Origin of the sequence: Nocardia suismassiliense, from assembly GCF_900269665.1 — a bacterium.
Lineage (GTDB): Bacteria > Actinomycetota > Actinomycetes > Mycobacteriales > Mycobacteriaceae > Nocardia > Nocardia suismassiliense.
Genome location: NZ_LT985361.1, coordinates 1,686,439 through 1,702,444, shown reverse-complemented (window position 1 = coordinate 1,702,444; position 16,006 = coordinate 1,686,439). Strand labels below are relative to the sequence as shown.

The window sequence follows — 16,006 nt, the reverse complement described above, 5'->3', positions numbered from 1 at the left end:
TCCCAGTACCGACGAACGGCCCTCCGCCGGGATCGACGGAGGGCCGTTCGGGTGAAACCTTGTGTGCGCGCGGTGAACCGCGGGCAGCTGCGGTGAAACCGCCGGTCCTACAGCGCTTTCAGCTCCTCGGTGACCGCACCGACGGACTTCTTCGCGTCGCCGAACAGCATGGAGGTGTGGTCGGCGTAGAAGAGCGGATTGTCGATGCCCGCGAAGCCGGAGTTCATCGAGCGCTTGAGCACGATGACGCTCTTGGCCTGGTCGACGTTGAGCACCGGCATGCCGTAGATGGGGCTGCTGGCGTCCTCGCGGGCGGCCGGGTTGGTGACGTCGTTGGCGCCGATGACCAGGGCGACGTCGGTGCGGGAGAACTCACCGTTGATGTCGTCCATCTCCTTGAGCGCGTCGTAGGAGACCTCGGCCTCGGCCAGGAGCACGTTCATGTGACCGGGCATGCGACCCGCGACCGGGTGGATGGCGTACTTGACCTCGACGCCCTTGGCTTCGAGCAGCGCCGCCATCTCCTTGACCGCATGCTGCGCCTGCGCGACGGCCATGCCGTAGCCGGGCACCACGATGACCTGGTTGGCGTAGGCCATCTGGATCGCGGCGTCCGCGGCCGAGGTGGCCTTGGCCTGCTTGGCCTCGCCGTCGCCGCCCGCACCGGGAGCCGTTCCGCCGCCACCGAATCCGCCCGCCACGATGGCCGGGATGGACCGGTTCATCGCCTTGGCCATCAGGTTGGTGAGGATGGTGCCGGACGCGCCGACGATCATGCCCGCCACGATCATCGCGGTGTTGTTCAGCGCCAAACCCGCTGCGGCGGCCGACAATCCGGTGAGCGCGTTGAGCAGCGAGATGACCACGGGCATGTCCGCGCCACCGATCGGCAGCACGACCGCGAGGCCGAGCACACCGGCCAGCACGAGCACCGCGATCATCCACAGCTGGGAGACACCGTCGTTGGTGGCGCCGATGCCGATCACCACCGCCGCCGCGATGGCGCCGATCAGCAGCAGCAGGTTCAGCGGCTGCTGCAACTTGCCGAGACCGATCGGGCGACCGGGCAGGATCTCCTGCAGCTTGCCGAACGCGATCAGCGAGCCCCAGAACGAGATCGAACCGATGATCGCGGCGAACAGCGAGCCGACCACGATGTGCACGGTGGGCTCTTCGTCGAAGTGCGAAAACCCTTGGCTGTTGATGAATTCCGACCACGCGATGAGCGCGACCGTGCCACCGCCGACGCCGTTGAACGCGGCGACCAGCTGCGGCATGGCGGTCATCTTGGTGAACTTGGCCGGCGGCACGCCGAGCGCGATACCGACCACCAGGCCGGCGATGATCAGGATCCAGTTGCTGGTGTGCCGCACCGAGATCAGGGTCGCGACGACGGCGATGAACATGCCGACCGCGGCGATCAGGTTGCCGCGCACCGCGGTCTTCGGCCCGGTCAGGCCCATCAGGCCGTAGATGAACATGCCGAAGGCGATGATGTAGAGCCCGTTGACCAGGTAGGTCACATTGTCGAAGGTATGCATCACTTCTCCGCCTTCACCGGGGCTGCTTTTTTGCCCTTGAACATCCCGAGCATGCGGTCGGTCACCACGAAACCACCGATGACGTTCAGGGTTCCGAAGACGACGGCGACGAACAGGATGATCTGGGTCAGGATCGACGGATCCTGCACGTTACCGAGGGTGACCAGCGCGCCGAGCACGACGATGCCGTGAATGGCGTTGGTACCCGACATGAGTGGGGTGTGCAGAGTGTTCGGAACCTTGGAAATAACGGCGAATCCCACGAACCCGGAAAGCACCAGGATCGCGATGTTCGCGAGAAGTTCGGTGTACATCAGGCTTCCACCTCACGTGTGACGCAGGAATCCGCGAGGACCTGATCACTGAAGTCGGGCGCGAGCTTCCCGTCGACCAGCATCAGTTCCAGCAGTGCCGAAATGTTCTTCGAGTACAGCTCGGAGGCGTGCTCGGGCATGGTGGCTGGCAGGTTCAACGGCGAGGCGATGGTGACCTCGTGCTTGACCACGACCTCGCCGGGTTCGGTGAGCTCGCAGTTGCCGCCGGTCTCCCCCGCCAGGTCGACGATCACGCTGCCGGGCTTCATGCCCTCGACCGCGGCGGCGGTGACCAGTCGCGGCGCGGGACGCCCCGGCACCAACGCGGTGGTGATCACCACGTCGAAGCCCTTGATCGCGTCTTCCAACGCCTGCTGCTGTTTGGCCTTCTCCTCATCGGTGAGCTCGCGGGCGTACCCGCCCTCACCAGCCGCGTCGATGCCGAGGTCGAGCCACTGCGCACCGACCGACCGCACCTGATCGGCGACCTCGGGCCGCACGTCGTAGCCGGTGGTGCGGCCGCCGAGTCGCTTGGCGGTGGCCAGCGCCTGCAGGCCGGCCACGCCGACGCCGAGCACCAGCACGGTCGCCGGCTTCACGGTGCCCGCCGCGGTGGTGAGCATCGGGAAGAAGCGGGTCGACTCCGACGCCGCGAGCAGCACGGCCTTGTAACCGGCGACGTTGGCCTGGGACGACAGCGCGTCCAGCACCTGGGCGCGCGAGATGCGCGGGATCGCCTCCACCGCGAAGGCTTGCACGCCAGCGGATTTCAGCTTGCCGATCTGGTTCTCCGCGTTGCGCGGGGCAAGGAAGCCGATCAGGGTCTGGCCGTCGGAAAGCTTGGCCACCTCGGCGTCGCTGGGCGGCGCGACCTTGACGATCACCTCGGCCGACCACGGATCGCCGATCGTCGCGCCTGCCGCTTCGTAGGCGCTGTCGGGAATGAGCGCGCCGAGCCCGGCACCGGACTCGACCACCACCTGCACACCCTGCTTCAGCAGGGACGGAATGATCTTCGGCACCAATGCGACACGTCGTTCGCCCGCGTTGGACTCGCGAACGACTCCGACACGCGCGCCGCGCGGCGACTCGGCGCCTACGCTCTGCGTTGTCTCCACTATGTCAGTTCCTTCTCGTGCTGAGCTTCAGGCATCAGATGGACGGCCGGACGATGTTACTTCAGAGTAAGGTCGCCCAAATCCTCGCAACTGTACCCGGCGCTTTGTGCAACCCGCTGAGACGCCCGTCACAAGATCATGCCGGATTCCACCGGTTTGCCGGATTGTCGAATGTGCTGCGGACAACGTGGTCACCTCCCGCGCGTTCGGCTGATCGGATGAGCGCCGGTACTGATGGTTGTCGCTTCAGGTGATCGCGACAAGAGCGAACCCGCAGGTCCATTACTTACCCGGGGGTTCGACAGCAGGTCAGGGCGTGCTCGCGGGCGCGCAGAGTGACGCGCGTCATGGGCGATTCGCCGACTGGGGTGTTCCACACCGCTCGTACGCCGTAAGGTCCAGCGTTGTGAACGACTGCGTCTTCTGCCGCATCGTGGCAGGCGAGGCCCCGGCAACGAAGGTGTACGAAGACGACACCCTCTGCGCCTTCCTCGATATCCGGCCCATTGCCCGCGGCCACATGCTGGTGGTGCCGAAACAGCACGCCGCCGAGCTGGAGGATCTCGACGCCGAGCTCGGCGCGTACGTGTTCCGCGCCGGGCACCGGCTCGCGCTGGCCGTGCGGCGCAGCACCCTCGCCGCCGACGGCGCGAACCTGCTGCTCAACGACGGTACCGCCGCCTTTCAGACCGTCGCGCACGTGCACCTGCACGTGATCCCGCGCAAGCACGGCGACAAGTTCCGCTTCGCCGCCGGGGTGGTGCTGCGCCGCCCGCACGACGCGGAGTCCACCGCGGCCGCCATCCAGGCGGGGATCGCGGCGCTGGAGCGCGATGAAAAGCCGGGCCGCAATGGGAAACTGGGGATGGAACGCCCGGAAGAAGGAGCGCAGGAATGACCGACCCGACCCTGGACCGGACCGAGCTGCCCGCCCGGTTGTCCGAACAGTGGGACGCGATCGCCGCGCTGGTCACCGACCTCGACGAAACCCAGTGGCGCACACCGACATCGCTGCCGGGCTGGAGCGTGTTCGACGTGGTCGCCCATGTCGTCGGCACCGAGTCGTGGCTGCTCGGCGAGCGGCCGCCGCCGCACGACCCGACCACGGTGAAGACCGATGTGCGCACGCTGCCGCACATCCGCAACGAGACCGGCGTGCTCAACGAGATCTGGGTGGACCGGCTGCGGCCGCTGTCCGGTCCTCGGCTGCTGGCCGAGTTCCGCGAGGTCGTCGACCGCAGGCGCAAGGCCCTGGCCGCCATGGGTGAGCAGGAGTGGCAGGCGCAGACCCAGTCGCCGATCGGGCAGGTCAGCTACGGCCGGTTCATGCGGGTGCGGCTGTTCGACTGCTGGATGCACGAACTCGACATCGCCGACGCGCTCGGCGTGCGGGTCGATGAAGGCGGGCGACGCGGCGAGCTGGCGTTCACCGAGTTCCTCGGCAGTGTGCCGCGCGTCGTGGTGAAAAAGGGTGGGGCGCCGGAAGGTTCGCGGATCACCTTCACGCTGACCGGGTCGCTGGCCCGAACTCTGCACATCCAGGTGGCGGGTCGTGCGGGTTACGTGGACGCGTTCGACGAGCCCGCCACGGTCGAGATCGCGCTGCCCTCCGAGGTTTTCGTCCGGCTCGGCGGCGGACGCACGAGCGCGGACGAGCACCTCGACGCGATCACCATCACCGGCGACACGGAGCTCGGGCAGCGGCTGGTGCACAACCTCGCCTTCACCATCTGAGATGCGACTCTTCCTGTCCAGCTACCGGTTCGGGGCGCACTACGATCGGCTCGCAGCGCTGGTCGGCGAGCCGGGGCGAGTCGCGTTGATCCCCAACGCCTGTGACGCCTGGCCCGACGCGTGGGAGGCAGCGGTCACCAGTGATGTGGTGCCGCTGCGCAAGCTGGGCTACCAGCCCGAGACCGTCGACCTGCGTGACTTCGTCGGGCGCCCCGAGGAGTTGGAGCGGACGCTGGCCGGGTTCCCGATGATCTGGGTGCGCGGCGGCAATACCTTCGTGCTGCGGGCCCAATTCGCCCGCAGCGGCGCCGATCTCGTGCTGCCCCGGCTGCTCGCCGCGGACACGCTGGTGTACGCGGGCTACAGCGCGGGCGCCTGTGTAATGACCCCTGATCTGCATGGGCTGGAGTCCGCGGACGATCCCGCCGAGGTCGTGTCGGCGTGCGGCATCGAACCGCTCTGGGAGGGACTGGGTTTGGTCGGCCGCCGGATCGTGCCGCACATCGACTCCCCCACCGACCCGGCCGGCCAGTGCGCCCTGCTCGCGGAGTTCTATCGCACGGAAGGCATCCCGCACTGGGCGCTCACCGACGACGACGCCATCGTCGTCGACGGCGAGCGTACCGAGGTGCTGATCAGTCGAGCGGCGTCCTGAACGACCACAGCCGCTGCTCGTCGCCAACACCTATGACGCCAGGACCTCACGTGGCGTGCGGTGCAAGGTCGGATTTCGGGTCGCGGCGGAACACGACCCAGCGCATCGCGCTGTACATGTAGACGGCCTCGCAGCCGCCGGCCAGCAGCCTGGCCAGGTGGTACTCCAGGCCCAGCGCGGTGAGGCCGCTGCCGACACCGAGGATGAAGGCGACGTAGTTGATCGCGACGACCACCCCGTACACGGCGGCCTGCCTGCCGACCGGTGCGTGCGAATGGAAATTGAAGGTGCGGTTGAGCACGAAGCTGAGCCCGAATGCGCACACGTAGGCGATGGTGACCGACAGCCACACCGGCAGGCCCCACCAACCGTGAAAGATGGTGAGCAGTACCAGGTCGACGGCGAAGGTGAAGCTGTTGATCAGCGCGAAGCCGAGGAACGTCGCGGGGACCAGAGTGTTCAGACCCCACGGCAAGCGCGCGACCACCGCTTCACACCATCGGGTGAACCGGTCCGCGAGGGTGTCGGTGGTTCTCGCCAGCTCGTGCACGCGGCCAGCCTGCCAGCGGCAGATGTCCGTCAGATGATCAAACGGCAAACCCGCCAGGTGCTCGGCGCTACCGCCCGCGCCAGCTAGCGTGGAGTCGTGGACCTGCATGACCTGATCGACGCGCTCCCAGACGGCGCGGTCGTCACCGATCCCGACCTGCTCGGCAGTTACCGGCAGGACTGGGCCCGTGATCCCGACGCGGGCACGCCGCTCGCCGTGGTGCGCGCTACCAGCACCGACGATGTCGCCGCGACGCTGCGCTGGGCGCATACGCACAAGGTGCCGGTGGTGCCGCGCGGTGCGGGTTCCGGCCTGTCCGGCGGTGCCACGGCGGTCGACGGCGGCCTCGTGCTGAGTACCGAGCGGATGCGGGCGAGCACCGTCGACCTGGTGACCCGGACAGCGGTGGTGCAGCCCGGCCTGTTGAACGCCGAGGTGAAGCGCGCGGTCGCCGAGCACGGGCTCTGGTATCCACCCGACCCCTCGTCGTTCGAGATCTGCTCGATCGGCGGCAATGCCGCGACCAACGCGGGCGGTCTGTGCTGCGTGAAGTACGGCGTGACAACCGATTACGTGCTCGGTATGGAGGTGGTACTCGCCGACGGCACGGTAGTGCGGCTCGGCGGGCCGCGACTCAAGGACTCGGCCGGGCTGTCGCTGACCAAGCTTTTCGTCGGCAGCGAAGGCACCCTCGGCGTCATCACCGAACTGACGCTGCGGCTGCTGCCCGCGCAACCACCGCAGACCACGGTGGTCGCGACCTTCGCGACCTTGACCGCCGCCATCGACGCGATCCTCGCGATCACCGCCGAATTACGGCCCGCCATGCTGGAGTTCATGGATTCGGTCTCCATCAATGCGGTCGAGGACGAGCTGCGGATGGGGTTGGATCGCAGTGCCGCGGGCCTGCTGGTCGCCCGCTCGGACGCGCCGGGCGAGTTCGCGAAGCGGGAAGCCGAGATCATGGTCGCCGCGTGTGAAAAAGCCGGTGCGGCCGAGGTTTTCCACACCGAAGACCCCGAGGAAGGCGAAGCCTTCACCGCCGCACGGCGTTTCGCGATTCCGGCGGTGGAGAAGCTGGGCACGCTGCTGCTCGAGGACGTCGGAGTGCCGCTGCCCCGGCTCGGCGACCTGGTGACCGGTGTCGCCGAGATCGCCGCGCGCAACGACGTGCTGGTGTCGGTGATCGCGCATGCCGGGGACGGCAACACCCACCCGCTGATCGTGCACGACCCGGCCGACGCCGCCATGACCGAGCGCGCGCACCGCGCGTTCGGCGAGATCATGGACCTGGCGATCGCGCTCGGCGGCACCATTACCGGCGAGCACGGCGTCGGGCGGCTGAAAAAGGCGTGGCTGCCCGATCAGCTCGGCGCGGACGTGATGGCCCTGACCCACCGCATCAAGGACGCGCTCGACCCGCACGGCATTCTCAATCCAGGCGCAATTCTCTAGTCCATGGAACATTTCCGGCCGCGAAGGAGTTCGACAAGATCATGACCACCAGGCTCGAGCACAATGTCGCCGATACTCGTTTCGAGATCTATCTCGACGACACCCTGGCCGGCTACGCCGACTACGCCCAGCGTGACGACCCGAAGGTCCGCGATTTCCACCACACGATGACCTTCCCCGAATTCCGCGGCCGCGGCGTCGCCGCCCAGGTGGTCGAATACGCGCTGAAAGATTCGCGCGACAACGGCTACTCCGTCATCCCCACCTGCTGGTACGTCGAGAAGTACATCGAGGAGCACCGAGAATACGCCGACCTGGTCGGCTAGGAGTAGATCACCTTCCCCGCCGCTCTCGGCAGCGAAAAGGCGGTGCCGAGAACGAATCTCGGCACCGCCTTTCCTGTTGTCGAATCGCTCAGCGCAGCAGCGCGCGCGACATGACCAGACGCTGAATCTGGTTGGTGCCCTCGTAGATCTGCGTGATCTTCGCATCGCGCATCATCCGCTCCACCGGGAAATCGGTGGTGTAGCCCGCGCCACCGAACAGCTGCACGGCGTTGGTGGTCACCTCCATGGCGACATCGGAGGCGAAACACTTGGCGGCGGCGGAGATGAAACCGAGGTTCTTCTCGCCGCGCTCGGCGCGCGCCGCCGAGGTGTAGACCATGAGGCGGGCGGCCTCGATCTTCATCGCCATATCGGCGAGCATGAACTGGGTGTTCTGGAAGTCGGCGATCGCCTTGCCGAACTGCTTGCGGTCCTTGGTGTAGGCGATGGCCGCGTCGAGCGCGCCCTGCGCGAGGCCGACGGCCTGCGCGCCGATGGTCGGGCGGGTGTGGTCCAGGGTCTGCAGCGCGGTCTTGAAACCGGTGCCCGGCTCGCCGACGATGCGGTCACCCGGCACCCGGCAGTTCTCGAAATACAGTTCCGCCGTAGGCGATCCCTTGATGCCGAGCTTGTGCTCGAGCGGGCCGACCACGAAACCCTCGTCGTCCTTGTGCACCAGGAACGCCGAAATACCGTTGGCGCCCTTGTCCGCATCGGTCACCGCCATCACGGTGTACCAGGAAGACTTGCCGCCGTTGGTGATCCAGCACTTGGAGCCGTTGAGGATCCAGTCGTCGCCCTCTTGCTTCGCGCGGGTGCGCATGCCTGCGGCGTCGGAACCGGCCTCGCGCTCGGACAGCGCGTAGGAGGCCATCTCGCCGTTGACGATGTCCGGCAACACCTGCTGCTTGAGTTCCTCGGAGCCGTTGAGGATCAGCCCCATGGTGCCGAGCTTGTTCACGGCGGGGATGAGCGAGGAGGAGCCGCAGACGCGGGCGACCTCTTCGATCACGATGCAGGTGGCCACCGAGTCGGCGCCCTGGCCGCCGTAGGCCTCCGGCACGTGCACCGCGTTGAAGCCCGCCGCGTTGAGCGCGGTCAGCGCCTCCTCGGGGAAGCGGGAGTTACCGTCGACGTCCTTGGCGTGCGGAGCGATCTCCTTCTCCGCCAGCCCGCGGATGGCCGCACGCAGTTCGTCGTGGAAGTCCTCGAGCTTGAACAGGTCGAAATCGGGGTTTCCCGCCATGGGGCTCACTCCTGGTCGTCGGTACACGTCGGCACTCAGTGCCACACCATTCTGAAGTATACGCCCAGGACAGGCCGCAACGTGCGGATACTCCATGGCACCCAGTGTCAGATTGGTCGCACTGACCTAGATCAGAGACTACCGAGTTTGCGAGCTACCAGGTCGGCGACCTGCCGGGGTGGGGTATCGCGGGGAAACACCGCGACCACCAGCTCATCGGCGGCGAGTCGCCGCACCCCGCGGGGAATCGCGGCCAGTTCGACGCGCAGATCCGCCGCGCCCGCGTCCGATTCCCCGCGCACCATGCGCCGCAGCAGATAGTTGTGTGTGGCGGTCACCGCAGCTGTGTACTGCACCCGCGCCAGATCAGGCTCCTCGGGCAGCCGATCGCGCAGGTAGTCGGTGAACAACCGCTCGTAGCGGAACACGGTCACGATCTCGCGTTCGCGCAGCGCGGGCACCCGCCGCACCACCTGATACCGCCGCGCCGCGATCTCCCGCCACTGGGTGAACCGCTCGAAGACCTGCACCACCGCCTCGCACACGGTCTCCCACGGGTCTCCCCCGTGCGCGGCGAGAAACTCCGCCGCCTGCGCCAGCTGCGACTCGTGATCGGCGAAGATCACGTCCTCTTTCGAGCGGAACTGCCGGAAGAACGTCCGCCGGGAAATCCCCGCCGCCTCCGCGATCTCCTCGACCGTGGTCGCCTCGTACCCCTGCTCAGCGAACAACCGCAACGCCTGATCGACCACGGTCAGCCGGAACCGCGTGTTGTCGTCCCCGCTGCGCGGGCGGATGTCACCAGTAGTCACCCGCTCACCGTAGCGAGCCGGGCACGCGGGTTTATGTACCCGAGGTGTTTCCGGGTCAGCCGAGGAGTTTGCTGCGCAGCGCCTGGTCTTTTTCGAGGACCATCTTCTCCAGCCCGGCTTGGAACTGCACCATGCGGGCGCGCAGGTCCGGGTCGTGGGCGGCGAGGATGCGGACCGCGAGCAGGCCTGCGTTGCGGGCGCCACCGATGGACACGGTGGCCACCGGGACGCCTGCGGGCATCTGAACGATGGACAGCAAGGAGTCCATGCCGTCGAGGTATTTGAGGGGGACGGGGACGCCGATGACGGGCAGCGGGGTGGCGGAGGCGACCATGCCGGGCAGATGGGCGGCACCGCCCGCGCCCGCGATGATGACCTGAAGGCCGCGGTCGGCGGCTTCGCGCGCGTAGTCGAGCATGCGCTGCGGCGTGCGGTGCGCCGAGACGACGCCGACCTCGAAGCGAATGCCGAACTCCGCCAGCGCTTCCGCGGCGGCTTCCATGGTCGGCCAGTCCGAATCGCTGCCCATGATCAGGCCGACCTGCGGGTTACTCATGCGTGCGCCTCACTTCGCTTGTCTGCCAGATCGATTCGCGCACCACGCTCACTGGTGCGGATCCCATCCGTCGGTCCATACCGCGTGCGACATCCAATGTGCCGCTCGCTCAGCCTTTTCCCGCACCGCGGCGACGTCGTCACCGAGGATGTTGATGTGCCCGATCTTGCGGTCGGGGCGTTCACCCTTGCCGTACATGTGCACCTTGGCGTCGGGCATGCGCGCGAACAGATGGTGCAGGCGCTCGTCCATCGACATGGCCGGCGCCTCGGCCGCGCCGAGGATATTGGCCATCACCGTGACGGGGGCCAGCGGGCTGGTGTCGCCGAGCGGGTAATCCAGGACCGCGCGCAGGTGCTGCTCGAACTGGCCGGTGCGGGCGCCGTCCATGCCCCAGTGCCCGGAGTTGTGCGGGCGCATCGCCAGCTCGTTCACCAGCAGCTTGCCGTCGTGGGTTTCGAACAGCTCCACCGCCATCGCGCCGACCACACCGAGCTCTCTGGCCAGGTTCAGTGCCAGTGTCTCCGCGGCCGCGGCCAGGTCGTCGTCGAGATCCGGCGCAGGCGCGATCACCACGGCGCACTGCCCGTTGCGCTGCACGGTCTGCACCACCGGCCAGGTCGCGGCCTGCCCGAACGGCGAGCGCGCCACCATCGCCGAGAGTTCGCGCTTCAGATCCACCTTCGCCTCGGCGAGCAGTTGCACGCCGTGCGCGAGCTGATCGGCCACGATCGTGGCGGCCGCGTCGGCCGACTCCGGCATCCACACGCCGCGGCCGTCGTAACCGCCACGCACCGCTTTGAGCACGATCCGCCAGCCCTGCTCGTCGCCGAACCGCACCGCCTCCTCGACGGTCGTCACCGGCGCGAACGCGGGCACCGGCAGACCGAGCTCGGACAGCTTGACCCGCATGGCCAGCTTGTCCTGCGCGAAGACCAGGGCCTCCGGCGGCGGCTGCACGTTCACGCCCTCGGCGACCAGCGCCTCGAGGTGCTCGGTCGGCACGCCCTCGTGGTCGAAGGTCAGCGCGTGCGACCCGACGGCCGCCTTGCGCAGTGCGGCCAGATCGGTGTGACTGCCGAACACGATCTCGGGGCTGACCTGGGCGGCCGGGTCGTCCGGGTGCTCGGCGAGGACACGCAGCCGCTGGCCGAGCGCGATGGCCGCCTGATGCGTCATGCGCGCCAACTGGCCACCGCCGATCATTGTGACGGTGGGCATAGCAGAGGGATCAAAGGACCGGCCGGTACTCACGTCGGACAATATTGTCATAACCGGCGGAAATGCCCTCGCGCGGGAGCCGCGCAACGGTGTCCGGCGGTAGTCCCCAGCGGTTGGACGACCCGAAGCGAGACCACCGGCTAGCGGTACACTCGGCCCCGTGTCATTCGTCGACGACGTGGTGAGCGTCCTTCCCAGGCCTGTCGCAAGGATCGCGCTCCGGCATCGGGAACTGATCAAGTTCGCCATCGTCGGTGCGACAACCTTTGTGATCGATAGCGGCATCTTCTATGCCCTGAAATGGACGGTGCTTTCCGAGAAGCCGGTCACCGCGAAGATTATCTCCGGTGTCATCGCGGTTATCGCGTCCTACATCCTGAATCGCGAATGGTCGTTCCGGAACCGGGGCGGTCGCGAACGGCATCACGAGGCCTTGCTGTTCTTCGGAGTCAGCGGCGTCGGTGTGGTGCTCGCGTTCATTCCGCTGTGGATCTCGAGTTACGTCTTCGATCTGCGCCAGCCCGATGTCAGCTTCACCGTCGAGAACATCGCGGACTTCATCAGCGCCTTCATCATCGGCAACCTGCTGCAGATGGCATTCCGATTCTGGGCGATGCGCCGCTGGGTATTCCCCGACGAGATGAACGAGATCGCCGCCGAATTCGAAGACCTGGTCGAAGAGGAATTCGGCCGCAACTGAGCGGTCCGCTCAGCGCGGCTCGGTAGCCACCGCGTTCTGCGTGCGATACGCCGACGAACCGAGGAACACCGCGAACAACGCGGGCCTGCGCCGCTGCAACTCGAGCCGCCCGCCGTCGGCCTCCACCAGCGCCCGCGCCAGCGCCAGCCCCACCCCGGTCGAGCCACCCGCGGAGAATCCTCGATCGAAGATGTGCGGCGCGAGTTCGTCGCGCACCCCGTCACCCTCGTCGGCGACCTCCACACACACCAGCGGATCTCGATCGACCCCGGGACGCACCGTGCGCACCGATACCGTGCAGGTTCCGCCGCCGTGCATCAGCGCGTTGTCCACCAGCACCGCGACCGCCTCGCGCAGTCGCGAACCGGTGATCGGCGCCAGCAACGACTCGTCCCCGGTGAGGGTCAGCGCCCGGCCCTTCTCGGCGAACGGATGCGTCCACTCGGCGACCACGCCGCGCAGCTCCGCCATCACCGGCACCGGGTCGAGATCGGCGGCGTCCTCGTCGCGGGAGGCGCGGACCAGATCGTCGATGGCCTCGGTGAGCCGATCGACCTGCGCCATCGCCTCCTCCGCCTCGTGCACCACCTCGGGATCGGCGTGGGTGGACAACTCGTCCAGCCGCAACCGCACCGCGGTGAGCCGGCTGCGCAGCTGATGCGAGACGTCGGCGACCAGGGCGTGCTCGCGCTGGAGCCGCCCGGCGATCTCGACGGTGGCCGAGTCGAGCACGTCGGAGACGCGATCGAGTTCGGAGATGCCGTGCCTGCGCGGGTCCGGCCGGAAATCGCCCATCGCCAGCCGGGCGGCCCTGGCCGCCACATCGCGCAGCGGATCGGCGACCCGGCGCGCGGTGATCACCGCGACCGAGACGGCGGCGCCGAGCGAGGCCAGCACCGCCAGCGCCACCACGCCGACGGCCTGGCGCTGCCGTGCGTGCATCGGCGCCGAGGGCACCTCCAGGCGCAGCGAGCCCTTGGTGCCCATGGACAGCGACTCGACCAGGGGGTCGGTCACCTGGTCCGCGCCGACGTCCGCGCGCGAGGCGTTGTCGTGCGGCGCCGGATAGATGATGGTGAGCTTGCCGTCCTGCGGTAGCAACGGTTCCACCGCGCGGGTGTCGAGCTCGCCGAGCACCATGCCGTCGCCGTGTTCCTGGACGATGATCGCCGCGGCGATCCGCTCCAGTTTGCCCTGCAAATCGTCGCGGGTGATGTCCTCCACCCACAGCCAGGCCGTGTAGATCAGCGGCACCCCGAGCACCACCGTGGTGAGCGTCAGCACGGTGAGCATGGACCGCAGGATTCTGCGCCGCACGTCAGTCGGTATTCAGCCGGAACCCGACACCGCGCACCGTGACGATGCGCCGTTCGGCCATCGGCCCCTCGTCGCCGATCTTGCGACGCAGCCAGGACATGTGCATATCCAGCGTCTTGGAGCCGCGCAGCTCGGCGTCGCCCCAGACCTCGCGCAGGATCGTCTCGCGCGGCACCACCTGGCCCGCGCGGTCGATCAGCACCTTCAGCAACTCGTATTCCTTGTTCGCCAGGCCGATCTCGATGCCGTTCACCAGCACCCGGCGCGCCGCGGGCTCCAGCCGGATACCGCCGACCTCCACCGTGTCGTCGCCGATGCCGCTGCGCCGCAACAACGCCCGCACCCGGGCGAGCAGCTCGGCGAGCCGGAACGGCTTGCCGACGTAGTCGTCGGCGCCCGCGTCCAACCCGACCACGAAATCGACCTCGTCGGTACGCGCGGTGAGCATCAGCACCGCCAGGTCGGCGCCGCGGGCCCGGACCTGGCGGCAGACCTCGAGCCCGTCCATGCCGGGCAGGCCGAGGTCGAGGATGAGCAGATCGTGATGGCCCTCCAGGGCCCGCTCCAGCACGGCGGGGCCGAAGCGCTCGACGGTGACCGAGTACCCCTCGCGCCCCAGTGCGCGCGACAACGGCGCGGCGATCGCCCCGTCGTCTTCTGCTAGCAGTACGGCCGTCATTTGACCAGGTTAACGGTAGTCGCCGCGCTCGTCCCAGCGCGCGCCGCGCCCGTTGTCGCTCTGTTCGACATCGAATACCTGGTGGTACAGCAGCGCGTGCACCTTTTGCACCGCCGGGATGTCGTCGAACTCGAGCGGTTCGGAGGACGACGATTCGATGATCAGCGTGCCGGTGCCGAGCATCCGGTCGAACAGCCCGTGCCGGAACTGCACGCTCGAGATGCGACTCATCGGAATGTCGATGCCGGTGTGCGTGAGCACGCCCTGCCGCACCAGCACGCGCCGTTCGGTGATGATGAAATGCGTCGTCTTCCAACTGAGAACCGGTACGACACAACGCCATACGATGATGACCAGCCAGATGACGAGCACCGCGATCAGCAGCGTCGTCCGTGCGGTCCCCTCGGCTTTACGCGAGGCGATGCCCCCTGCGAAACCCGCGAGCGCGGTGGCGACGATCAAAGTCACGATCGGCCAGAACAGCATCTTCCAGTGCGGATGACGATGCAGGATCAGCTGCTCTTCCGGCGCGAGTACGTCCTCCGGATACCCCATGGCCGGAACACTACCGCGTGAAGATGCCGAAATGCCGGACACCGAACCGCGTCATGCTGCACAATCGTCTGCCTGCGTGTGTCGCACCCGCGCGGCCGCGAGCGTTCGCTCGCGTCAACGCTCTCAGCTGTGGAGTTCTCCGCTCGATCTGGCTCGTAGCTCTGTCCGTAACCAGCTCTGCTCGAACAACGTCGACGAACAACGACCTCGGAGGCATGTGTGACCAAGGACCTGACTCAGCTGGAGATCCTGACCGAACTCCAGCCGGTGGCCGAACAGAATCTCAACCGGCACCTTTCGCTGGCGCGGGAATGGCACCCGCACGATTACATCCCGTGGGACGAGGGTCGTAACTTCGCCGCAATGGGTGGGCAGGACTGGGCACCGGAGCAGTCGAGACTGAGCGAGGTCGCCAAGGTCGCGATGATCACCAACCTGCTCACCGAGGACAACCTGCCCTCCTACCACCGCGAGATCGCCGAGAACTTCTCGCAGGACGGCGCGTGGGGTACCTGGGTGGGCCGCTGGACCGCCGAGGAGAACCGGCACGGCATCGCCATCCGCGACTACCTGGTGGTCACCCGCGGCGTCGATCCGGTGGCCCTGGAGCAGGCCAGGATGATCCACATGACCAATGGCGTTTCGGCGCCGGACAACTGGGGCGGATTCCTGGAGAGCGTTACCTACGTGACGTTCCAGGAGCTGGCCACCCGGGTCAGCCACCGCAATACCGGCAAGGTCTGTGACGACCCGATCGCCGACCGCATGCTGCAGCGCATCGCCGCCGACGAGAATCTGCACATGATCTTCTACCGCAACATGTGCGGCGCGGGCATCGACCTGGCGCCCGATCAGGCGATGATGGCGATCACGAAGATCCTGACCCACTTCATCATGCCCGGCGCGGGCATGCCCAACTTCCGCCGCAACGGCGTGCTGATGGCCAAACACGGCATCTACGACCTGCGCCAGCACCTCGAGGATGTGGTGGCGCCGGTGCTCAAGCACTGGAACATCTTCGAACGCAACGACTTCGGGCCGCGCGGTGAGCAGGCGCGCGAGGAACTCGGGGTGTTCATCGAGAAGCTGGAGCAGGACGTGCTGAAGTTCGAGGAGCAGCGCGACCGCATGTTCGCCAGGGAAGCGGCGAAGGCGGCGTTGCAGCCCGCCTGACGGCTCGAACAGCCGCACAGCTTCCGGCTTTCCGCACCGCGATACCCATGCGGA

The 16,006-nt window shown here is 67.5% G+C and carries 17 protein-coding genes and 1 pseudogene; 7 read left to right on the top strand and 11 right to left on the bottom strand.

Annotation, left to right across the window (positions count from 1 at the left end; genetic code table 11):
• Positions 1-107: 107 nt before the first annotated feature.
• Genes DBO33_RS07615 through DBO33_RS07605 form a run of 3 tightly spaced genes read right to left on the bottom strand, consistent with a single transcriptional unit; the run spans position 108 to position 2,973 of the window.
• The gene (locus DBO33_RS07615; protein ID WP_107660058.1) at positions 108-1,523 is read right to left on the bottom strand and encodes an NAD(P)(+) transhydrogenase (Re/Si-specific) subunit beta; all 1,416 of its coding nucleotides are present in this window, start codon (positions 1,521-1,523) and stop codon (positions 108-110) included.
• 17 nt (positions 1,524-1,540) lie between these two features.
• A complete protein-coding gene (locus tag DBO33_RS07610) occupies positions 1,541-1,855 on the bottom strand; it encodes an NAD(P) transhydrogenase subunit alpha (protein ID WP_107654393.1) in 315 nt (104 codons plus the stop codon).
• Complete coding sequence (locus DBO33_RS07605; protein WP_107654392.1) at positions 1,855-2,973, bottom strand: Re/Si-specific NAD(P)(+) transhydrogenase subunit alpha; 1,119 nt, start codon at positions 2,971-2,973, stop codon at positions 1,855-1,857. Before DBO33_RS07605 ends, DBO33_RS07610 begins: the two co-directional genes overlap by 1 nt.
• A 406-nt stretch (positions 2,974-3,379) precedes the next feature.
• Here DBO33_RS07605 and DBO33_RS07600 point away from each other — a divergent pair, with 406 nt between their 5' ends.
• From DBO33_RS07600 to DBO33_RS07590, 3 genes are read left to right on the top strand one after another with little or no spacing between them, the layout of a single operon-like run.
• A complete protein-coding gene (locus DBO33_RS07600) occupies positions 3,380-3,871 on the top strand; it encodes an HIT family protein (RefSeq protein ID WP_107654391.1) in 492 nt (163 codons plus the stop codon).
• On the top strand, positions 3,868-4,707 hold the full coding sequence (locus DBO33_RS07595; protein ID WP_107654390.1) for a maleylpyruvate isomerase family mycothiol-dependent enzyme: 840 nt from the start codon (positions 3,868-3,870) through the stop codon (positions 4,705-4,707). The genes DBO33_RS07600 and DBO33_RS07595 overlap by 4 nt, the downstream gene beginning before the upstream one ends.
• A 1-nt stretch (position 4,708) precedes the next feature.
• On the top strand, positions 4,709-5,362 hold the full coding sequence (locus DBO33_RS07590) for a Type 1 glutamine amidotransferase-like domain-containing protein (RefSeq protein ID WP_107654389.1): 654 nt from the start codon (positions 4,709-4,711) through the stop codon (positions 5,360-5,362).
• A gap of 46 nt (positions 5,363-5,408) precedes the next feature.
• Here the strand turns inward: DBO33_RS07590 and DBO33_RS07585 are convergent, their stop codons facing one another.
• On the bottom strand, positions 5,409-5,912 hold the full coding sequence (locus DBO33_RS07585) for a GtrA family protein (protein ID WP_234390728.1): 504 nt from the start codon (positions 5,910-5,912) through the stop codon (positions 5,409-5,411).
• A 96-nt stretch (positions 5,913-6,008) separates the two neighbouring features.
• Here DBO33_RS07585 and DBO33_RS07580 point away from each other — a divergent pair, with 96 nt between their 5' ends.
• The gene (locus DBO33_RS07580; protein WP_107654387.1) at positions 6,009-7,367 is read left to right on the top strand and encodes an FAD-binding oxidoreductase; all 1,359 of its coding nucleotides are present in this window, start codon (positions 6,009-6,011) and stop codon (positions 7,365-7,367) included.
• Between the two features lie 41 nt (positions 7,368-7,408).
• Positions 7,409-7,693, top strand: a complete 285-nt coding sequence (locus tag DBO33_RS07575) for a GNAT family N-acetyltransferase (RefSeq protein WP_107654386.1) — start codon at positions 7,409-7,411, stop codon at positions 7,691-7,693.
• 88 nt (positions 7,694-7,781) lie between these two features.
• On the opposite strand, the gene DBO33_RS07570 is transcribed toward DBO33_RS07575, so the two are convergent.
• From DBO33_RS07570 to DBO33_RS07555, 4 genes are all read right to left on the bottom strand, one after another.
• On the bottom strand, positions 7,782-8,939 hold the full coding sequence (locus tag DBO33_RS07570) for an acyl-CoA dehydrogenase (RefSeq protein ID WP_107654385.1): 1,158 nt from the start codon (positions 8,937-8,939) through the stop codon (positions 7,782-7,784).
• 131 nt (positions 8,940-9,070) lie between these two features.
• Positions 9,071-9,751, bottom strand: a complete 681-nt coding sequence (locus tag DBO33_RS07565) for a TetR family transcriptional regulator (RefSeq protein ID WP_107654384.1) — start codon at positions 9,749-9,751, stop codon at positions 9,071-9,073.
• Positions 9,752-9,806: 55 nt separating this feature from the next.
• Entirely contained in the window at positions 9,807-10,307 is a 501-nt protein-coding gene (gene purE, locus DBO33_RS07560; RefSeq protein WP_107654383.1) for a 5-(carboxyamino)imidazole ribonucleotide mutase, read from the bottom strand.
• Positions 10,308-10,355: 48 nt separating this feature from the next.
• A complete protein-coding gene (locus DBO33_RS07555) occupies positions 10,356-11,579 on the bottom strand; it encodes a 5-(carboxyamino)imidazole ribonucleotide synthase (protein WP_107654382.1) in 1,224 nt (407 codons plus the stop codon).
• 109 nt (positions 11,580-11,688) lie between these two features.
• On the opposite strand from DBO33_RS07555, the pseudogene DBO33_RS07550 reads away from it, so the two are divergent.
• Positions 11,689-12,213 (top strand): annotated as a pseudogene (locus DBO33_RS07550) (GtrA family protein); the annotation flags it as partial.
• Between the two features lie 24 nt (positions 12,214-12,237).
• Here DBO33_RS07550 and DBO33_RS07545 read toward each other — a convergent pair.
• From DBO33_RS07545 to DBO33_RS07535, 3 genes are read right to left on the bottom strand one after another with little or no spacing between them, the layout of a single operon-like run.
• Positions 12,238-13,545 (bottom strand): sensor histidine kinase, encoded by a 1,308-nt coding sequence (locus DBO33_RS07545; RefSeq protein ID WP_107654380.1) that lies wholly within the window; start codon positions 13,543-13,545, stop codon positions 12,238-12,240.
• A 1-nt stretch (position 13,546) separates the two neighbouring features.
• Entirely contained in the window at positions 13,547-14,224 is a 678-nt protein-coding gene (locus tag DBO33_RS07540) for a response regulator transcription factor (protein WP_107654379.1), read from the bottom strand.
• Positions 14,225-14,233: 9 nt separating this feature from the next.
• On the bottom strand, positions 14,234-14,779 hold the full coding sequence (locus tag DBO33_RS07535; RefSeq protein WP_107654378.1) for a PH domain-containing protein: 546 nt from the start codon (positions 14,777-14,779) through the stop codon (positions 14,234-14,236).
• 219 nt (positions 14,780-14,998) lie between these two features.
• On the opposite strand from DBO33_RS07535, the gene DBO33_RS07530 reads away from it, so the two are divergent.
• Positions 14,999-15,952 carry an acyl-ACP desaturase gene (locus DBO33_RS07530; protein ID WP_107654377.1) on the top strand — a complete coding sequence of 318 codons (954 nt, stop codon included), beginning with the start codon at positions 14,999-15,001 and terminating at the stop codon, positions 15,950-15,952.
• Positions 15,953-16,006: the final 54 nt, after the last annotated feature.